Source organism: Mycobacterium fragae (assembly GCF_002102185.1).
GTDB classification, from domain to species: domain Bacteria; phylum Actinomycetota; class Actinomycetes; order Mycobacteriales; family Mycobacteriaceae; genus Mycobacterium; species Mycobacterium fragae.
The window spans coordinates 182757-200318 of record NZ_LQOW01000016.1 but is presented as its reverse complement, the minus strand read 5'-3'; the positions used below and the strand labels follow the sequence as shown (position 1 = coordinate 200318).

Below are 17562 nucleotides of genomic sequence, written 5' to 3'. Positions count from 1 at the left end.
CATGGCCAGGACTCAGCAGCAGCGCCGAGAAGAGACCGTCGCGCGGCTGCTCGACGCCAGCATCGCCACCATCATCGAGGTCGGATACGCCCGGGCCTCTGCGGCTGTGATCACCAAACGCGCCGGGGTATCCGTCGGCGCCTTGTTCCGCCACTTCGACACCATGGGCGATTTCATGGCGGCCACCGCCCAGGAGGTGGGGCGCCGTCAGCTGGCGGCGTTCACCAAACAAGTCGCTGAAATACCTTCCGACGCACCGGCTTTGGAGGCAGCGCTGAGGATCCTGCACGAGCTCACCGGCAACGCCACCAACGCGGTGCTCTATGAACTGTTGATCGCTGCGCGCACCGACGAAAAGCTCAACGCCACACTGCAAAACGTTCTCGAGCAGTACAACGAGAAGATCTACGACGCTGCGCGCGCGTTGCCGGGCGCAGAGAACTTCCCCGAGGAGACTATTCCGGTTCTGGTCGCGTTGGTGACCAGAACCTTCGACGGGGCGGCGATTTTTAGGCCGGTAATGCCGCAACTCGACATCGAGAACCGCCGAATCGAGGTCCTGATGTCGCTGCTGAGCAGAATGAGCCTCGCTAATACGCCTTAATGACCGTCGTCACGCGTCGGCGAGTTTGCTCAGCGCGTCGTCGAGCCTGCGACAAAGCGACATCGTGTCGTTGATGCCGAGCAACGTCAGCGGGCGGTGTGTGGTCGGCCCGTCTGCTACCACGCAGAACCGGGTGGAGTCGCCGATGTTGTCGTTGGTCTTGATCAGGACGCTGATACCCGCCGAGCCGAGGAAGTCGACCTTCGAAAGGTCGACGATCAGGCCGTCGGGGTTTTTCGCAAGCGCGGAATCGATGGCATCGGCCAGCCACGGCGCGCTGAGCATGTCCACGCTGCCGCTGACGGACACGACGACAAGCCGATCGACCCAGCTCTCGTCGGCCCGGAAGTCGTCCTTGTCAGGCTGAGGAGACGAACCCGGTGCAGCGCCTTGGTTTTCGGCCATCATCAATCCTCGTTCCGTACGGGCACCTGCACGACCTGCTGGGCGAGGCAGGCATGGTTGGCAATGGCTGTCGGCTCAACCTGAAAGCGTCGACTCGTGTCGACACAATGCCGCAGAAGCTCATGTTGGACTACTGCGTAATAGGATGCCATGGCATTAGCCGAGATTAGCCCACAACCCGGCCAGACGCCCTGGCCGCCCTACAAGCTGCCGATGGCCGCCTGCCTGTTGAGAGCAAAACCCCAGTCGAGCAGGCTGGCGGCCTGATCCCAGTAGGTCGGCCCGCCCTCGTGCACCAGCCCGTACATCATGGCGACCACCAATCGACGGCCGTTGCGCGCGGCGGCGCCGACGAACGTCTTGCGGGCGGCGTTGGTGAACCCCGTCTTGCCGCCGATCGCCCCGGGATAGCGCTGGAGCAGCTCATCCTGGTTGGCGATCGGGTGATCGCCGTTGTCGCCGGGGAACATCGCCGACGGCTCGGCGGTGATCTGGGCGAACACCGGATTGGCCATCGCTGCCCGGAATATGACGGCCAAGTCGTGTGCCGTCGACCAACCGGAGCCGCCTGGGCCGTCCAGCCCCGAGGGGGTGGACGCGTGGGTGTTGACCGCCCCGAGCGCCGCGGCCTTTGCGTCCATCTTGGACACGGTGGTGTCCGGCCCGCCCAGCATGTGGGCCAGCGTGTTGGCGGCGTCGTTGCCCGATGCCAGCAGCAGGCCGTCCAGCAGTTGGCGCGCCGTGTAGGTGCGCCCGGCTTTGACGCCGACACAGTTGCATTCGACCTGGGTATCCGCCTGATCGGCGACCACGGTGGAGTTCAGGTTCACCTCGTCGAGGACGACCAGCGCCAGCAGCACCTTGATGGTGCTGGCCGGCGGGTGGCGCACGTTCTCGTCGCGCGCGGCCAGCACCTGACCGGAATCGAGATCGGCGAGCAGCCAGGTCTGTGCCGGCCCGTCGGGGATGGGCACCGAGCCGACCGGCTGAACGCCCGGCTCGGCGGCTGCAGTCACCGTTGCTGCGCAGATCAACGCGAGAAAAGCCGCGACCGCGGCAAGAAGCCTCCGCATGGGCGGTGAGCTTAGCCCGCGATGCCGGGTAGCGGGTCGACGGTGTTGAATCGACGCATGTTGAGCCAGGCCGAAATCTCCGACCGGTTGGAGATCCAGCAACTGCTCGCGGACTACTCCGCCGCGATCGACTCACGCCGATTCGATGACCTGGATGCGGTATTCACGCCGGACGCCCACATCGACTACAGCGCATTCGACGGAATCGTCGGACATTACCCGGAGGTCAAGGCATGGCTGGCCGAGATGCTGCCGATTTTTGCCAACTACGCCCACATGCTGGGGCTGCCGACCATTCGGATCGACGGCGACTTCGCGACCGCTCGGACGTTCTGCTTCAACCCCATGGTGTTCGGGGGCGAAGCCCCGTCCACGACGCTGCTGGGACTGTGGTACGACGACGAGTTCGTCCGCACCCCGGACGGCTGGCGGATGAGCCGCCGCGTCGAGACCAAGTGCTTCGACCGGCGGCCCTGACCGGCGCCGGGGGAATTCGCGGATTTTTGCCGGGCATCGGCGTTCTGGCACAATGGGCGGCTGCACACGCGAGGCAAAACCGGATCCTGGCATCCCGCCCGGGTCGCTGAATTGCAGCGTGACACCGTAGGAGAAGTCGCTTAGCCATGGCTGTGAAGATCAAGCTCACTCGGCTTGGAAAAATCCGAAATCCGCAGTACCGGATAGCTGTCGCCGACGCACGGACCCGCCGCGACGGCCGGGCCATCGAGATCATCGGCCGGTATCACCCCAAGGAGGAGCCGAGCCTCATCGAGATCGACTCCGAGCGGGCCCAGTACTGGCTTTCCGTCGGGGCACAGCCCACGGAACCCGTCCTCAAGCTGCTCAAGATCACCGGTGACTGGCAGAAGTTCAAAGGGCTGCCCGGGGCCGAAGGCCGGTTGAAGGTCGCCGAGCCCAAGCCAAGCAAACTGGAGCTGTTCAACGCCGCGCTGGCCGCCGCCGAAGGTGCTCCCGCCACCGAGGCCGCGACGCCGAAGAAGAAGAAAGCTCCGGCCAAGAAGGCCGCCGAGAAGGCCGACAAAGCTGAGAAGGCCGACAAAGCCGATAAGGCCGAGGCCGAGAAGCCGGAAGCCGAGCGAGCTGACGGCGGTGAGCAGACCGAGCCGGCTGAGAGCTGATCGCAGTCATGAGTTCTGTCGTGGTCGACGCCGTCGAGCATCTGGTCCGCGGAATCGTCGACAACCCCGACGATGTTCGCGTCGATATGGTGACGAGCAGGCGCGGAAGAACGGTCGAGGTGCACGTGCACCCCGACGATCTCGGCAAGGTGATCGGTCGCGGGGGACGCACCGCGACCGCGTTGCGCACATTGGTCGCCGGAATCGGCGGCCGAGGTATCCGCGTCGACGTGGTAGACACCGACCAGTAGCGAAGCCCGCTGATGGACCTGGTCGTCGGGCGTGTGGTGAAAGCTCACGGCGTCACGGGCGAGGTCGTGGTGGAGGTTCGCACCGACGACCCGGAGATCCGGTTCGCACCGGGTGCGGTGTTGCGGGCCAAGGGATCCGATGATCGGCAGCGGGACTACATCGTCGAGGCGGCCCGAGCCCACGGCGGGCGGCTACTGGTGCGGTTGGCCGGAGTCGCCGATCGTGACGCCGCCGACGCCTTGCGGGGCAGCCTGTTCGTCATCGACTCCGAGGAGCTGCCGGCCATCGACGAGCCGGACACGTACTACGACCACCAGCTGGAAGGCCTCAGGGTGCACACGACCGACGGCCGGGAGCTCGGCACCGTTGCCGAGGTTCTGCACACCGCCGCAGGTGAACTGCTGGCGGTCAACCGCGGGCAGGCCGGCGAGCTGCTGGTACCGTTCGTGAGCGCGATCGTCACGTCGGTCTCGTTGGACGCCGGCACCGTCGAGATCGACCCGCCCGAGGGCCTGCTGGAACTGGGTACGTGAGGGCCTCGGTATGAAAATCGATGTGGTGACGATCTTCCCGTCATACCTGGATCCGCTGCGACAATCGTTGCCGGGCAAGGCGATACAGTCCGGCGTGGTCGATCTGAAGGTGCACGATCTGCGGAACTGGGCACACGATGTGCACCGCTCGGTGGACGATGCGCCATACGGCGGCGGGCCCGGCATGGTGATGACAGCGCCGGTCTGGGGCGAGGCGCTCGACGAGATCTGTTCGGAGGCTGCGCTTCTCATTGTTCCTACCCCCGCGGGCACGTTGTTCACGCAGGCGACTGCGCAGCGCTGGAGCAGCGAGGAGCACCTGGTGTTCGCCTGCGGCCGCTATGAAGGTATCGATCAGCGGGTCATCGACGATGCCGCTCGCCGGATACGAGTGGAGGAAGTGTCGATCGGCGACTATGTGCTGCCCGGAGGTGAATCGGCTGCGCTGGTGATGATCGAGGCGGTAGTCCGGCTACTGCCCGAGGTCATCGGTAATCCGCAGTCGCACCAAGATGATTCACATTCCCCGGAAAGAGGACACCTGCTGGAGGGCCCGAGCTATACCCGGCCACCGAGCTGGCGTGGACTAGACGTCCCCGAGGTTCTGCTGTCCGGCGACCACGCGCGGATCGAGGCCTGGCGACGGGAGGCCTCCGAGCAGCGCACCCGTGAACGCCGGCCCGACCTGCTGCCTCGAGATCGGCGCTAGAGCGGGCTCAAACCTTGCCGCCGGGAAACATCGTCTTGACCGCCCGAGTGATCGTTTCCCGTGCGGTGGCGTCATCGGAGGTTTGCAGCGACTCGATGACCATGACATAGCGTCCGTCCTGCCCGATGACCCCGGTCGACAGGTGCATCCAGGCGCTGCCGACACAGCACATCCACCCCTGCTTGACGGCAACCCGCTCGGCATACAGCCCGTCCGGGATGCCGAACCGCTGCGGGTAGCCGTCGACCCCCGTTTCGGTTGATTCAGCGAGGTCGTCGAGGATGACCTCGGCCCGCTCCGCAGGCAGGCCGCCGGCCCCGCTGAGCAGCATGTCGTAGTAATGCACGAGGTCGGAGGCCGAGCTCATGGTGTTCCACCAGCGCCCATCGCTGGGCGGCGTCGTCGAGGCCAGTCCATAGCGGCCCGCGACGCCCGTGATGATCGACTCGCCGCCGAGTTCATTCCAGAATGTGTCCGCGGCGTCGTCGTCGGAAGACCGCAGCATGGCATCGAGCGCCCGCCGCTCCTCCGACGACAGTTGCCGATTCCCGTCCGAGCCCTGCGATAGCGCGTCGTCGGCGATGAAAAGCTTGGCGACCGATGCGATCGCGACCAGCTGATCGTTGCCGTTGGAAAGCATCCGCTTCTTGACACGGTCGAGCACCGCAATCGAGAGGGCCGCGCCGTTGGCGGCGGCGTCGTCGGTGGCCTGCTTGATGCGCGCCGGCAATCCATCGACCGCGGCTCCGGGGATTCCCAGTGGCGGCTGGCGCAGCACGATTGCCTGTACCGGCGCGGCAGCGGATGCGCCGAACACTTTGGCTTCGCAGCCGCCTAAGAACACCGTCAACGCCGCCGCCGTGGCGATGCACACCTTCGGCGACAGCTCGCGCATTCCCCTCCTAGGCCTGCGTCATATCTACCATTTGCCCACGTGTGGGCCCGGTAGCGGCGACGGCGATTTCCCGTGATTTCACTGCCCCGACCTGATCTGGCACAATTGACCAGTTGTCTCCAGCGGCTGATGGCCGGCCGTGCTGCTCCCACCTGCTGCGAGATGGCCCAGATGCCCGAATCCACCGGCTAGGTTCACCGCCCAAAGCCGCGACCGCAAGGAAGTGTCCCGAAATGAACACGCTGGACTTCGTCGACAAGGCGTCGCTGCGCGACGACCTCCCGGCCTTCAGCCCCGGGGACACGGTCAACGTGCACGTCAAGGTCATCGAGGGCGCCAAAGAGCGCATCCAGGTGTTCAAGGGCGTGGTGATCCGCCGGCAAGGCGGAGGCGTCCGCGAGACCTTCACGGTGCGCAAGGAGAGCTACGGCGTCGGCGTGGAACGGACGTTCCCCGTGCATTCGCCGAACATCGACCACATCGAGGTCGTGACCCGCGGCGATGTCCGCCGGGCCAAGCTGTACTACCTGCGCGAGCTTCGCGGCAAGAAGGCCAAGATCAAAGAGAAGCGCTGAGCGTGGTGCGGCAGACCGTGCTGACTACGCTGAAGCCGTGACCGAAACCACCGACTCGTCACCCGAGGGCCAACCGGATTCCGCCCCGCCGGAGGCAGACATCGTCGCCCCGGAACCAGGGACCGCCACCCCGAAACCGGACACCGAGGGCGAGCCCACCGGAAACAAACGGGCGGCGTTCCGGGAAACGGCGATCCTGGCATTGATCGCGCTGGTGCTCTACTACGTCATGTTGACGTTCGTGGCGCGGCCCTACTTGATCCCGTCGGAGTCGATGGAACCCACCCTGCACGGCTGTGCGGGCTGTGTCGGCGACCGCATCATGGTGGACAAGGTCAGCTACCGTTTCGGCCCGCCGCGTCCCGGTGACGTGATCGTGTTCAAGGGACCGCCATCGTGGAACGTCGGCTACAAGTCGATCCGCTCGCACGACACGGCGGTGCGCTGGCTGCAGAATGCGCTCTCGTTTGTCGGCTTCGTACCTCCCGACGAGAACGACCTGGTCAAGCGCGTCGTCGCTGTGGGTGGGCAGAAAGTGCAGTGTCGCAATAACACCGGGTTGACCGTTGACGAGGTCAAGGTGAAGGAGCCGTATCTGAACCCCGCGACGATGAACGCCGATCCCGCGGCGTACCCGTGCTTGGGCAACGAATTCGGCCCGGTCACCGTCCCGCAGGGGCGGTTATGGGTGATGGGGGACAACCGCACCCATTCGGCGGACTCCCGCGCCCACTGCACCAGTGTCCCGGCCGATGCGATGAAGGGCCTGCTGTGCACCGGTGATCCCATGGCGGGCACCGTCCCGGTGCGCAACGTCATCGGCAAGGCCAGGTTCATCGTCTGGCCGCCGTCGCGATGGAGTGGTGTGCATTCGGTGAATCCGCAGCAGAATCGGTAGTCATGGCCACCACTTGGCCGCCACGGACGGTGATCCGCAAATCTTCAGGCTTGCGGACCCTCGAGTCCGCGCTGTACCGCAGCGGTCTCGGGCCGGTCGCCGGAGTGGACGAGGTCGGCCGCGGGGCCTGCGCCGGCCCGCTGGTGGTCGCGGCGTGTGTGCTGGGGCCTGGCCGGCTGGAAAGCCTGGCGCTGCTTGACGATTCGAAAAAACTCACCGAGAAGGCCCGGGAAAAGCTGTACCCCCTGATCCGTCGTTATGCCCTGGCCTACCACGTGGTGTTCATTCCGCCGACCGAGGTGGACCGACGTGGCGTGCACGTGGCGAATATCGAAGGGATGCGTCGCGCGGTGGCCGGACTGCCGGTGCGCCCGGGCTACGTGCTGTCCGACGGCTTTCGGGTGCCCGGATTGCCGATGCCGTCGCTACCCGTCGTCGGCGGTGATGCGGCGGCCGCTTGTATCGCCGCCGCCAGTGTGCTGGCCAAGGTCAGCCGGGACCGGTTGATGGTGGCGATGGATGCCGAGCATCCCGGCTACGGTTTTGCCGAGCACAAGGGCTACTGCACCCAGGGCCATTCGGCGGCGCTGGCCGAGCGCGGCCCCTGCTCCGAGCACCGGTATTCGTTCATCAACGTCCGGCGGGTGGCAACCGGATCGGGTAGTCGGGTGGTGGCCGAGTTCAAGCCGGATCGGCCCGGCGGGAACGGGTGGGGAAAAATGGATGCCGGGCAGACGAGCGAGGAGAAGGACGGCTGAGCAGGTGAGTGGCAGATGAGTGCTGAGGATCTCGAAAAGTACGAAACCGAGATGGAGCTCTCGCTGTACCGCGAATACAAGGACATCGTGGGCCAGTTCAGCTACGTCGTGGAAACCGAGCGGCGGTTCTACCTGGCAAACAGCGTGGAGATGGTGCCCCGCAACGCCGAGGGCGAGGTGTACTTCGAGCTGCGGCTGTCCGACGCCTGGGTGTGGGACATGTACCGGCCGGCCCGGTTCGTCAAGCAGGTCCGGGTGGTCACGTTCAAGGACGTCAACATCGAAGAGGTCGAGAAGCCCGAGCTGCGCCTGCCCGAATAGCGAGCTGCTAACGGCCCCCGCGTGACAGGTCGTTGAACATGGGCGTGCCGCGATGTTCGACAACCGTCCGCGCGACGTCGGCGAGTTTGATGTTCAGATCCTGGGAATACCGCCGCAGCACGTCGAACGCCTCCCGCTCGGAGACGCCGTGCAGCAGCATCAACATCCCGACCGCCTTGCCGATCTCGCGGTTACTGAGCAATCCGCGCCGCAGCGTCGCGACGTCCTCGCCCTGGGCCACCGCGTTGATGGCCACGCTGGCGAACGACGCCAGCACGATGGCCTGACCCGCTGACTCGGTGTTGAAGACGTTGGGCCTATCGCTGAACAGATTCAGCGCACCGGACTTGCGGCGATCAACCAGGATGCGAAACCCCATCGCCCCGCGGACCGGCGTCTCCTCGATCAGCCGGGCGGCCAGCTTGGGCCACTGGCACGGCGTGGTCAGATCCGTTTCGATCTGCGGCGTTTCCTCCTCGATCGCGTCGACGCACGGGCCGTCGCCGACCGAACGCTCGAGGTCGTCGATTCGCTGCGCGATGCGGTCGCTGGCGCCAACCGTGACGTAGCGACCGTTACGCCGCACCAGCAGGCTCGCGTGGTCACAGCCGGAAACGGTCAGCGTGGCGGCGACGCAGATGGCCGCGTACACCTCGCTGGACTCGGTGCCCTGGTAAATGATTTCGGCAAGCGCGGCAAAGACCGTCGAAGGGTCCGCCGCCGCAGGTGCTCCATCAGGGCGTTTGTCGACCTCGTTTGCCACGTTATCTCTTTTCGGATGCTGCCCCGCCGACGATCTGGTCCCGCTGGCCGAAGGCGGGAGCGACGGGTACGCAAGACTCAGTTATACCTGCTTCGGCGTGGGTGGGTCTCAGCATATGCCTGTGGATGGCCACCCGACTGGGGATAACCACTGGCTGACCCTGCGGTGCCGGCCCGTGTAGCGGGCGCCATGTCGGCGCGCTCGCGCAGGGTAGCCGCATGACGACGTTGACGCGGGCCGAACTCGGAGCCCTTGGCGAGCAGCTGGCGGTAGGACATCTCGTCGGCCTGGGCTTACAGATCCTCGACCGTAACTGGCGCTGCCGGTACGGCGAGCTCGACATAGTCGCCGCCGACCCGGGCGCCCGGGCCGTGGTTTTCGTGGAAGTGAAGACCCGCACCGGTGACGGCTTCGGCGGCCTGGCGCAGGCGGTGACCCCGCAGAAGGCGCGCAGGCTGCGTCGGCTGGCCACGTTGTGGCTGGCCGGCCAGGACCGTGGTTGGACGACGACCCGCATCGATGTGATCGGCGTGCGGATCGGCCGGCGTCGCATCCCGGAAATCACCCATTTGCAAGGAATCGGCTGATGGCCCTCGGACGGGCGTTCTCGGTCGCGGTGCGCGGGTTGGACGGCGAGATCGTCGAGATCGAAGCCGACATCACGTCCGGCCTGCCGGGTGTGCACCTGGTTGGCCTGCCCGATGCCGCATTACAGGAGTCCCGGGATCGGGTGCGGGCGGCGATCACAAACTGTGGCAACCGCTGGCCGATGGCCCGGCTCACGTTGGCGCTCTCACCGGCCACGCTGCCGAAAATGGGCTCGGTATACGACGTGGCGCTAGCCGCGGCCGTGCTGTCGGCGCAGCGAAAGTCGCCCTGGCGGCGGCTGGAAACAGCGGTGCTGCTGGGGGAGTTGGCGCTGGACGGTCGGGTCCGCCCGGTGCGCGGCGTGCTGCCCGCGGTGCTGGCGGCCAAAAGCGACGGCTGGCAGACCGTCGTGGTCCCGACGGAGAATCTGGCCGAAGCCAGCCTGGTCGACGGCATCGAGGTCTGCGGACTGCAGACGCTGGGCCAGTTGCAGGCGTGGCTCAGCGGGTCAGCGCGGCTGGCCGAACGGATCGACGGGGCCGTCCCCGCGCCGGAGCCGACGGCGGATCTGGCCGACGTGGTCGGGCAGGCTCAGGCCCGCTTCGCCGTCGAGGTGGCCGCCGCCGGCGCGCATCACCTCATGTTGACCGGCCCGCCCGGCGTCGGCAAAACGATGCTGGCCCAACGGCTTCCGGGTCTGCTGCCGCCGCTGTCCGACAGTGAGTCGCTGGAAGTCACCGCTATTCACTCGGTGGCCGGGCTGCTGTCGGACGCCACGCCGTTGATCACCAGGCCGCCGTTCGTGGCGCCGCATCACAGCTCCAGCGTCGCCGCACTCGTCGGCGGCGGGTCGGGGCTGGCTCGCCCGGGTGCCGTCAGCCGGGCGCACCGCGGGGTGCTCTTCCTCGACGAGTGCGCCGAGATCGGCGTCAGCGCATTGGAGGCGTTGCGAACACCGTTGGAAGACGGGGAGATTCGTCTGGCCCGCCGCGACGGCGTGGCCTGCTACCCGGCCCGGTTCCAACTTGTGTTGGCCGCCAACCCTTGTCCGTGCGCACCGGCGGATCCGCGCGATTGCATCTGCGCGGCGGCGGCCAAGCGCCGATACCTCGGCCGGCTGTCTGGTCCGCTGCTGGACCGCGTCGACCTCCGCGTCGAAATGCATTCTGTTCGCAAGGACGCCTTCTCGGCCACCGAGGCCGAGTCGACGGCACAGGTGCGGGCCAGGGTGGCCGCCGCCCGCGCGGCGGCGGCGGAACGGTGGCGAGCACACGGCTTCCGGACCAACGCCGAGGTCAACGGGCCGCTGCTGCGGCGCAAGTTTCGGCTCGGCGCCGCGGCGATGGAGCCGCTGCGCGCGGAGCTGGACCGTGGACTGCTGTCCATCCGCGGCGTCGACAGAACTTTGCGAGTTGCCTGGACTTTGGCCGATCTGGCCGGTCGAACATCACCGGGGCTCGACGAGGTGGCCGCCGCGCTCAGCTTCCGCCAAGCCGGGGCGGCGCGATGAGCGATCCGACGCTGCGGGCATGGGCCTATCTGTCCCGGGTGGTCGAACCGCCGTGCGCCGAACTGGCCGCGCTGGTAGAACGCATCGGGCCGGTGGACGCCGCGGAACGCGTCCGCCGCGGCGAGGTCGACGACACGTTGGCCCGCCACACTGAAGCCAGACGCGAAATCGACCGTGCCGCCGAGGATCTCGAGTTGCTTTCCCGGCGTGGTGGGCGATTGGTCACGGCCGAGGACGACGAGTGGCCGGTGCTGGCGTTCACGGCATTCGGCAGTGCGGCAACGGCGGGCAAACCGCAGTGCAGGCCGCCGATGGTGCTGTGGGCCGTGGGTCCCGAACGGCTCGACGACGTCGCGCACCGGGCGGCGGCACTCGTCGGAACCCGTGCGTCGACGACATACGGCGAGCATGTCGCCGGGGACCTGGCGACCGGGCTGGCCGAGCGCGATGTGACGGTGGTGTCCGGCGCGGCCTACGGGGTCGACGGTGCCGCGCATCGGGCGGCACTGGCCGCTGACGGCATCACCGTCGGAGTACTTGCCGGCGGTATCGACATTCCCTATCCGGCAGGGCATTCCGCGCTGCTGCATCGCATCGGCAGCCACGGGCTGCTGGTCACCGAATACCCGCCGGGCGTGCGCCCGGCACGGCACCGGTTCTTGACCCGCAACCGGCTGGTGGCGGCGCTCGCCGGCGCGGCGGTGGTGGTGGAGGCCGGCTGGCGCAGCGGCGCGGCCAACACCGCCGCGTGGGCGCGCGCCCTGGGCAGGGTGGTCGGTGCGGTGCCGGGCCCGGTGACGTCGTCGGCGTCGGCGGGGTGCCATGTTCTGTTGCGCGACGGCGCCGAGGTGATCACCCGAGCCGCGGACATCGTCGAGATCGTCGGCCGCATTGGTGAGCTCGCGGCCGAGCAGCCACGATCCGCGACCGCGCTCGACGGCCTCAGCGATGCCGAGCGGCTGGTATACGAGGCGTTGCCGGGCCGCGGAGCCGCCACGGTCGACGAGATCGCCGTCGCTGCCGGGCTGGCGCCGGCGCGGGTGCTGGGCCCGTTGGCGATGCTGGAAGTGGCCGGGCTGGCCGAGCGGCACGATGGCCGGTGGCGCATCGTCCGGCAGCGAAAGACGTCTAAAGCGCGGCTCGTATAGTCGACGGCGTGGCCGGTCGACCAGTGCATACTTTCCAGGTTGTCCGCTCCGAGGAACTCTCCCGCAACATGGTCCGGGTGGTGCTCGGCGGCAGCGGCTTCGACACCTTCACGCCAAGCGAGTTCACCGACTCCTACGTCAAGCTGGTCCTCGTTGCCGATGACGTCGACGTGGCGAGCCTGCCGCAACCACTGACGCTGGACAGCTTCGCCGATCTGCCCGCCGAACGTCAGCCGGTGATCCGCACGATGACTGTGCGACGTGCTGACCCGGACGCGCGTGAGATCGCGATCGACATCGTGGTACACGGCGAGCACGGCGCGGCCGGACTGTGGGCCGTCGACGCGAAGCCCGGCCAGCCCGCGTATTTGATGGGGCCGAGCGGTGCCTACGCGCCCGACCCGGCGGCCGACTGGCATCTGTTCGCCGGCGACGAGACCGCGCTGCCTGCGATCAGCGTGGCCCTGGAAGCGTTGCCCGCCAACGCAATCGGTAAGGCATTCATCGAAATCGCCGACCCCGAGGACGAGATCCCGGTAACGGCGCCGGAGGGCGTGCAGGTCAATTGGATCTACCGCGGCGGCCGCGCCGATCTCGTCCCCGAGGATCGAGCCGGCGACCACGCGCCGCTGATCGAAGCGGTCACCACCACGCTCTGGCTGCCCGGGCAGGTGCATGCCTTCATCCACGGTGAAGCGCAGGCGGTCATGCACAACCTTCGGCCCTACATCCGCAAGGACCGCGAAGTCGAAGCGAAGTGGGCGTCGATCTCCGGTTACTGGCGGCGCGGTCGCACCGAGGAGTCGTTTCGCGAATGGAAGAAGGAGCTGGCGCGTAAAGAGGAAGCTGAGGCGGCCGGCTGATCGCGAGCTGTCATTCTCAATGCATGGCATTCGGGGATTACCAGTTCGAGATCTACCTGCAGGGCCTGTCCGGCGTCGCGCCCTCGTTACCGATGGCCTACGCGGAGTTGGAGGCCAAGGCCGCCGCGGCGATGCCGCCATCGGTGTGGTCATATGTGGCGGGCGGCGCCGGTGACGAGCGCACCCAGCGGGCCAACTGCGCGGCCTTCGAAGGATGGGGGCTGATCCCGCGCATGTTCGTCGGGGCCGCCGAGCGTGACCTATCCGTGGAAGTGTTCGGGCTGAGGCTGCCCTCGCCGCTGTTCATGGCGCCGATCGGTGTCATCGGCATCTGCGCGCAGGACGGCCACGGCGACGTGGCCACCGCCCGCGCCGCCGCGCGCACCGGAGTCCCGATGGTGGTGTCGACGTTGACAACCGACCCGCTGGAAGACGTCGCCGCCGAATTCGGCGATACCCCCGGGTTCTTTCAGCTGTACACCCCGAAAGACCGGGACTTGGCCGCCAGCCTGGTCCACCGCGCGGAGGCGGCCGGCTACCGGGGCATCATCGTCACCCTCGACACCTGGGTGCCCGGCTGGCGTCCGCGCGACCTGAGCACCGCCAACTTCCCGCAGCTGCGCGGGCATTGTCTGAGCAACTACACCAGCGACCCGGTGTTCCGGGCCGGCCTGGCGCAACCACCCGAAGAGAACCCGCAGGCCGTCGTGCTGCGCTGGGCCCAAATCTTCGGTAGCCCGCTGACGTGGAACGACCTGCCATGGCTGCGTTCACTGACCACGCTGCCGCTGATCGTGAAGGGCATCTGCTCGGCTGATGACGCGCGTCGGGCCAGGGACGGCGGTGTCGACGGCATCTACTGCTCCAACCACGGCGGCCGGCAGGCCAACGGCGGCCTGCCCGCGCTGGACTGCCTGCCTGAGGTGATCGAAGCCGCCGACGGGCTGCCGGTGCTGTTCGACTCGGGCGTCCGCAGCGGCGCCGACATCATCAAGGCGCTCGCACTGGGCGCGACCGCGATCGGCATCGGCCGCCCCTACGCCTACGGTCTGGCCCTGGGCGGCGTCGACGGCGTCGTGCACGTGCTGCGCGCGCTGCTGGCCGAAGCCGACCTGATCATGGCCGTCGACGGCTATCCATCACTGGCCGATCTCACTCCCGACACATTGCGGCGCGTCGGCTGAGCCAGGCCGCCGGCGTCTGCGACCGTGGGGCCGTGCAGGCGATCCTCGACGAGTTCGACGACTACTTGGCGCTGCAACGCGGTCGTTCGGCGCATACCCGGCGCGCATACCTGGGCGATCTGCGGTCGTTGTTCGCTTTCCTCGCCGACCGGGGGGTGGACGGTCTGGACGGCCTGAGCCTGCCGCTGCTGCGGTCGTGGCTCGGCGCACAGGCCGCAGCGGGCTCGGCACGCACCACGCTGGCGCGTCGCACCTCGGCGGTCAAGACCTTCACCGCCTGGGCGGCCCGGCGAGGGCTGCTTGACCGCGACCCGGCCGCGCTGTTGCAGCTGCCCAAGGCGCACCGCACCCTGCCGGCCGTGCTGCGCCAGGATCAGGCGCGGGACGCGATGGATGCTGCGAAATCCGGTGCGCAGCAAGGTGATCCGTTGGCCCTGCGAGACCGGTTGGTCGTTGAACTGCTCTACGCCACCGGCATTCGGGTCAGCGAGTTGTGCGGGCTGGACATCGACGACGTCGACACCCGACACCGGGTGCTGCGGGTGCTCGGGAAGGGCGACAAGCAGCGCACCGCGCCGTTCGGGGAGCCGGCCGCCGATGCGTTGGCCGCATGGCTGGCTGACGGACGTCCCTCCCTCGCGACCGCGGAGTCCGGTCCGGCGCTGCTACTGGGCGCCCGAGGCCGCCGCCTCGACGTGCGGCAGGCCCGCACCGTCGTGCATCAGACCGTGGCCGCGGTCGACGGCGCACCCGACCTGGGACCGCACGGATTGCGCCACAGCGCCGCCACCCACCTGCTCGAGGGCGGGGCCGACCTGCGCGTTGTCCAGGAATTGCTGGGCCACTCCAGCCTCGCCACCACCCAGCTCTACACCCACGTCACCATCGCCCGGTTGCGGAAGGTGCACGACCAGGCCCACCCGCGGGCCTGACCGCTCTAGCCGCGCAGCGGCTTGAGCCGGATGGGGGTCGAGGCCAGCAACCCGAGTGGGTCCACATAGTCCGCGCGCGACGCCGGACCCCACATCGCACCCCAATGCAGGCACGCCGCGGCTCCGCATCCCGGGTGGCCGGCCACCAACTCGCCGATCACCGAACCGGCGCCAACACGCTGACCGACCCGCACCGCGGCTCGTACCGGCTCGTAGCTGGTGTGCAACCCACCCGGGTGGGCCAGTGACACCACCGGTCGTCCGGCCAATGATCCGGCGAATATCACGGTCGCGGTGCCCGCCGCGTACACCGGCTGGCCCGGCACACCGGCCAGGTCCACGCCGCGGTGGCCGCGGTTCCAATCCGGTGACGGGGCGTCGAACGCACGCACCACCGCTGGGGGTGGTCGCAGCGGCCAGTCCAGCCGCACGTCGTCTGCCACCACCGGCGCAGCGCACAGCAATGCCGATACAAATAGGATCGCCAGAGATCGCATCGGACCCAGTTCACTGTGCTGCCGAGGCACCCACCAGCCAGGCTGTGGACAAAGCACCGTCTACCTGCGTGTAAACTCGTCCGCGCAGTTCGCATCAGCGGGCTGACTTCGCGTGTCTGCCGCCGAACGGGTGCCGCGCGGTCCCGTCCACAAACGGGTCCGGCATCCCGCAGACACCAGGGCCCGGCTTCACCCGTCGCCGGGCAACAACCGACACATGAAGGCAAGGCATATCCATGGCCGTAGTGACCATGAAGCAGCTGCTTGACAGCGGCACCCACTTCGGGCATCAGACCCGTCGCTGGAATCCCAAGATGAAGCGGTTCATCTTCACCGACCGCAACGGCATCTACATCATCGACCTGCAGCAGACGCTGACGTTCATCGACAAGGCGTACGAGTTCGTCAAGGAGACCGTCGCCCACGGTGGCACGGTTTTGTTCGTCGGCACCAAGAAGCAGGCGCAGGAGTCCATCGCCGCCGAGGCCACCCGCGTCGGCATGCCGTATGTCAACCAACGCTGGCTGGGCGGCATGCTGACCAACTTCTCCACCGTGCACAAGCGGCTGCAGCGCCTCAAGGAGCTCGAGGCGATGGAGCAGACCGGTGGCTTCGAGGGCCGCACCAAAAAGGAGATCCTGGGCCTGACCCGGGAGAAGAACAAGCTGGAGCGCAGCCTGGGCGGCATCCGGGACATGAACAAGGTGCCCTCGGCGGTCTGGGTCGTGGACACCAACAAGGAGCACATCGCCGTCGGCGAGGCCCGCAAACTGGGCATCCCGGTGATCGCGATCCTGGACACCAACTGCGACCCCGACCTGGTCGACTACCCGATCCCGGGCAACGACGACGCGATCCGCTCGGCGGCCCTGCTGACCAAGGTGATCGCCTCGGCGGTGGCCGAGGGTCTGCAGGCCCGCGCGGGCCTGGGCCGCGGCGACGGCAAGCCCGAGGCCGAGGCGGCCGAGCCGCTGGCCGAGTGGGAGCAGGAACTGCTGGCTTCGGCCACCCCCGCCGCCGGCACCGAGACCACCACCGACACGACGACGACTGATGCTTCCTAGGGAGGGCTGAGGATTGGCGAACTACACCGCTGCCGACGTCAAGCGGCTGCGTGAGCTGACCGGCGCCGGCATGCTCGACTGCAAAAATGCGCTGGCCGAAACTGACGGCGACTTCGACAAGGCCGTCGAGGCGCTGCGGATCAAAGGTGCCAAGGACGTCGGCAAGCGCGCCGAGCGAGCCACGGCCGAGGGACTGGTCGCCGCCGAGGACGGCGCGCTGATCGAGCTGAACTCCGAGACCGACTTCGTCGCCAAGAACGCGGAGTTCCAGAAGCTGGCCGACGAGATCGTGAGCGCCGCCGCGGCCGCCAAAGCCAGCGACGTCGACGCACTGAAAGCGGCCAAGATCGGCGACCGGACTGTCGAGCAGGCGATCGCCGAGCTCTCCGCCAAGATCGGCGAAAAGCTGGAGTTGCGCCGCGTGGCCCACTTCGACGGCACCGTGGAGACCTACCTGCACAAGCGGGCCGCCGACCTGCCGCCGGCCGTTGGCGTGTTGGTCGAGTACGGTCCGGGTGACAACCCGGACACCAGCACCGCTGCCGCGCACGCGGTCGCGCTGCAGATCGCCGCGCTCAAGGCCCGCTATCTGACCCGCGACGACGTTCCCGCCGATGTGGTGGCCAACGAACGCCGGATCGCCGAGGAGACCGCCAAAAACGAGGGCAAGCCCGAGCAGGCGCTGCCGAAGATCGTCGAGGGCCGGTTGAACGGCTTCTTCAAGGACGCAGTGCTACTCGAGCAGCCATCGGTGTCCGACAACAAGAAGACGGTCAAGGCGCTGCTCGACGAGGCCGGCGTCACCGTGACCCGATTCGTCCGCTTCGAGGTCGGTCAGCAGTAGCATCAGC

The 17562-nt window shown here is 67.7% G+C and carries 22 protein-coding genes and 1 pseudogene; 18 read left to right on the top strand and 5 right to left on the bottom strand.

The window, feature by feature from the left end; all coding sequences use genetic code 11:
* The first annotated feature begins 1 nt into the window (after position 1).
* A complete protein-coding gene (locus tag AWC06_RS09010) occupies positions 2-604 on the top strand; it encodes a TetR/AcrR family transcriptional regulator (RefSeq protein WP_085196507.1) in 603 nt (200 codons plus the stop codon).
* 9 nt (positions 605-613) lie between these two features.
* Here AWC06_RS09010 and AWC06_RS09005 read toward each other — a convergent pair whose 3' ends face one another.
* Both AWC06_RS09005 and AWC06_RS09000 read right to left on the bottom strand, forming a co-directional pair.
* On the bottom strand, positions 614-1009 hold the full coding sequence (locus AWC06_RS09005; RefSeq protein ID WP_085196505.1) for an STAS domain-containing protein: 396 nt from the start codon (positions 1007-1009) through the stop codon (positions 614-616).
* Positions 1010-1209: 200 nt separating this feature from the next.
* Complete coding sequence (locus tag AWC06_RS09000) at positions 1210-2082, bottom strand: D-alanyl-D-alanine carboxypeptidase family protein (protein ID WP_085196503.1); 873 nt, start codon at positions 2080-2082, stop codon at positions 1210-1212.
* Positions 2083-2139: 57 nt separating this feature from the next.
* On the opposite strand from AWC06_RS09000, the gene AWC06_RS08995 reads away from it, so the two are divergent.
* From AWC06_RS08995 to trmD, 5 genes are all read left to right on the top strand, one after another.
* The gene (locus AWC06_RS08995; RefSeq protein WP_085196501.1) at positions 2140-2559 is read left to right on the top strand and encodes a nuclear transport factor 2 family protein; all 420 of its coding nucleotides are present in this window, start codon (positions 2140-2142) and stop codon (positions 2557-2559) included.
* A 146-nt stretch (positions 2560-2705) separates the two neighbouring features.
* On the top strand, positions 2706-3221 hold the full coding sequence (gene rpsP, locus AWC06_RS08990; protein WP_085196499.1) for a 30S ribosomal protein S16: 516 nt from the start codon (positions 2706-2708) through the stop codon (positions 3219-3221).
* Between the two features lie 8 nt (positions 3222-3229).
* Positions 3230-3472, top strand: a complete 243-nt coding sequence (locus AWC06_RS08985) for an RNA-binding protein (protein WP_003881089.1) — start codon at positions 3230-3232, stop codon at positions 3470-3472.
* A 12-nt stretch (positions 3473-3484) separates the two neighbouring features.
* Positions 3485-4006 carry a ribosome maturation factor RimM gene (gene rimM, locus AWC06_RS08980; protein ID WP_085196497.1) on the top strand — a complete coding sequence of 174 codons (522 nt, stop codon included), beginning with the start codon at positions 3485-3487 and terminating at the stop codon, positions 4004-4006.
* Between the two features lie 10 nt (positions 4007-4016).
* Entirely contained in the window at positions 4017-4715 is a 699-nt protein-coding gene (trmD, locus tag AWC06_RS08975; RefSeq protein WP_085196495.1) for a tRNA (guanosine(37)-N1)-methyltransferase TrmD, read from the top strand.
* A gap of 7 nt (positions 4716-4722) precedes the next feature.
* Here the strand turns inward: trmD and AWC06_RS08970 are convergent, their stop codons facing one another.
* Positions 4723-5610, bottom strand: coding sequence for a serine hydrolase (locus tag AWC06_RS08970; RefSeq protein ID WP_085196493.1), 888 nt, complete (start codon positions 5608-5610; stop codon positions 4723-4725).
* Positions 5611-5843: 233 nt separating this feature from the next.
* On the opposite strand from AWC06_RS08970, the gene rplS reads away from it, so the two are divergent.
* The 4 genes from rplS to AWC06_RS08950 are packed head-to-tail and all read left to right on the top strand — an operon-like array spanning position 5844 to position 8162.
* Complete coding sequence (rplS, locus tag AWC06_RS08965) at positions 5844-6185, top strand: 50S ribosomal protein L19 (RefSeq protein WP_085196492.1); 342 nt, start codon at positions 5844-5846, stop codon at positions 6183-6185.
* A 37-nt stretch (positions 6186-6222) separates the two neighbouring features.
* A complete protein-coding gene (gene lepB / locus AWC06_RS08960; RefSeq protein WP_139819976.1) occupies positions 6223-7083 on the top strand; it encodes a signal peptidase I in 861 nt (286 codons plus the stop codon).
* A gap of 2 nt (positions 7084-7085) precedes the next feature.
* The gene (locus AWC06_RS08955) at positions 7086-7841 is read left to right on the top strand and encodes a ribonuclease HII (RefSeq protein WP_085196488.1); all 756 of its coding nucleotides are present in this window, start codon (positions 7086-7088) and stop codon (positions 7839-7841) included.
* 15 nt (positions 7842-7856) lie between these two features.
* On the top strand, positions 7857-8162 hold the full coding sequence (locus AWC06_RS08950) for a DUF2469 domain-containing protein (protein WP_085196486.1): 306 nt from the start codon (positions 7857-7859) through the stop codon (positions 8160-8162).
* Positions 8163-8169: 7 nt separating this feature from the next.
* Here the strand turns inward: AWC06_RS08950 and AWC06_RS08945 are convergent, their stop codons facing one another.
* Positions 8170-8925: a GAF and ANTAR domain-containing protein gene (locus AWC06_RS08945; protein ID WP_085196484.1), complete on the bottom strand. Its 756-nt coding sequence runs from the start codon at positions 8923-8925 to the stop codon at positions 8170-8172.
* 218 nt (positions 8926-9143) lie between these two features.
* Between AWC06_RS08945 and AWC06_RS08940 the strand changes: the two genes are divergently transcribed.
* The 6 genes from AWC06_RS08940 to AWC06_RS08915 are packed head-to-tail and all read left to right on the top strand — an operon-like array spanning position 9144 to position 15150.
* On the top strand, positions 9144-9512 hold the full coding sequence (locus AWC06_RS08940) for a YraN family protein (RefSeq protein WP_085196482.1): 369 nt from the start codon (positions 9144-9146) through the stop codon (positions 9510-9512).
* Positions 9512-11023, top strand: a complete 1512-nt coding sequence (locus AWC06_RS08935) for a YifB family Mg chelatase-like AAA ATPase (RefSeq protein WP_085196480.1) — start codon at positions 9512-9514, stop codon at positions 11021-11023. Before AWC06_RS08940 ends, AWC06_RS08935 begins: the two co-directional genes overlap by 1 nt.
* Positions 11020-12171: a DNA-processing protein DprA gene (dprA, locus tag AWC06_RS08930; RefSeq protein ID WP_085196478.1), complete on the top strand. Its 1152-nt coding sequence runs from the start codon at positions 11020-11022 to the stop codon at positions 12169-12171. The genes AWC06_RS08935 and dprA overlap by 4 nt, the downstream gene beginning before the upstream one ends.
* An 8-nt stretch (positions 12172-12179) precedes the next feature.
* On the top strand, positions 12180-13034 hold the full coding sequence (locus AWC06_RS08925; protein WP_085196476.1) for a siderophore-interacting protein: 855 nt from the start codon (positions 12180-12182) through the stop codon (positions 13032-13034).
* 23 nt (positions 13035-13057) lie between these two features.
* On the top strand, positions 13058-14218 hold the full coding sequence (locus tag AWC06_RS08920) for an alpha-hydroxy-acid oxidizing protein (RefSeq protein ID WP_085196474.1): 1161 nt from the start codon (positions 13058-13060) through the stop codon (positions 14216-14218).
* Positions 14219-14250: 32 nt separating this feature from the next.
* Positions 14251-15150, top strand: coding sequence for a tyrosine recombinase XerC (locus AWC06_RS08915; RefSeq protein ID WP_085196472.1), 900 nt, complete (start codon positions 14251-14253; stop codon positions 15148-15150).
* Positions 15151-15164: 14 nt separating this feature from the next.
* On the opposite strand, the pseudogene AWC06_RS08910 reads toward AWC06_RS08915, so the two are convergent.
* Positions 15165-15647: pseudogene (locus AWC06_RS08910) on the bottom strand (M23 family metallopeptidase); the annotation flags it as partial.
* Positions 15648-15883: 236 nt separating this feature from the next.
* On the opposite strand from AWC06_RS08910, the gene rpsB reads away from it, so the two are divergent.
* Positions 15884-16711 (top strand): 30S ribosomal protein S2, encoded by an 828-nt coding sequence (rpsB, locus tag AWC06_RS08905; RefSeq protein WP_085196469.1) that lies wholly within the window; start codon positions 15884-15886, stop codon positions 16709-16711.
* 13 nt (positions 16712-16724) lie between these two features.
* Positions 16725-17555 (top strand): translation elongation factor Ts, encoded by an 831-nt coding sequence (gene tsf, locus AWC06_RS08900; protein WP_085196467.1) that lies wholly within the window; start codon positions 16725-16727, stop codon positions 17553-17555.
* The last annotated feature ends 7 nt before the right edge of the window (positions 17556-17562 follow it).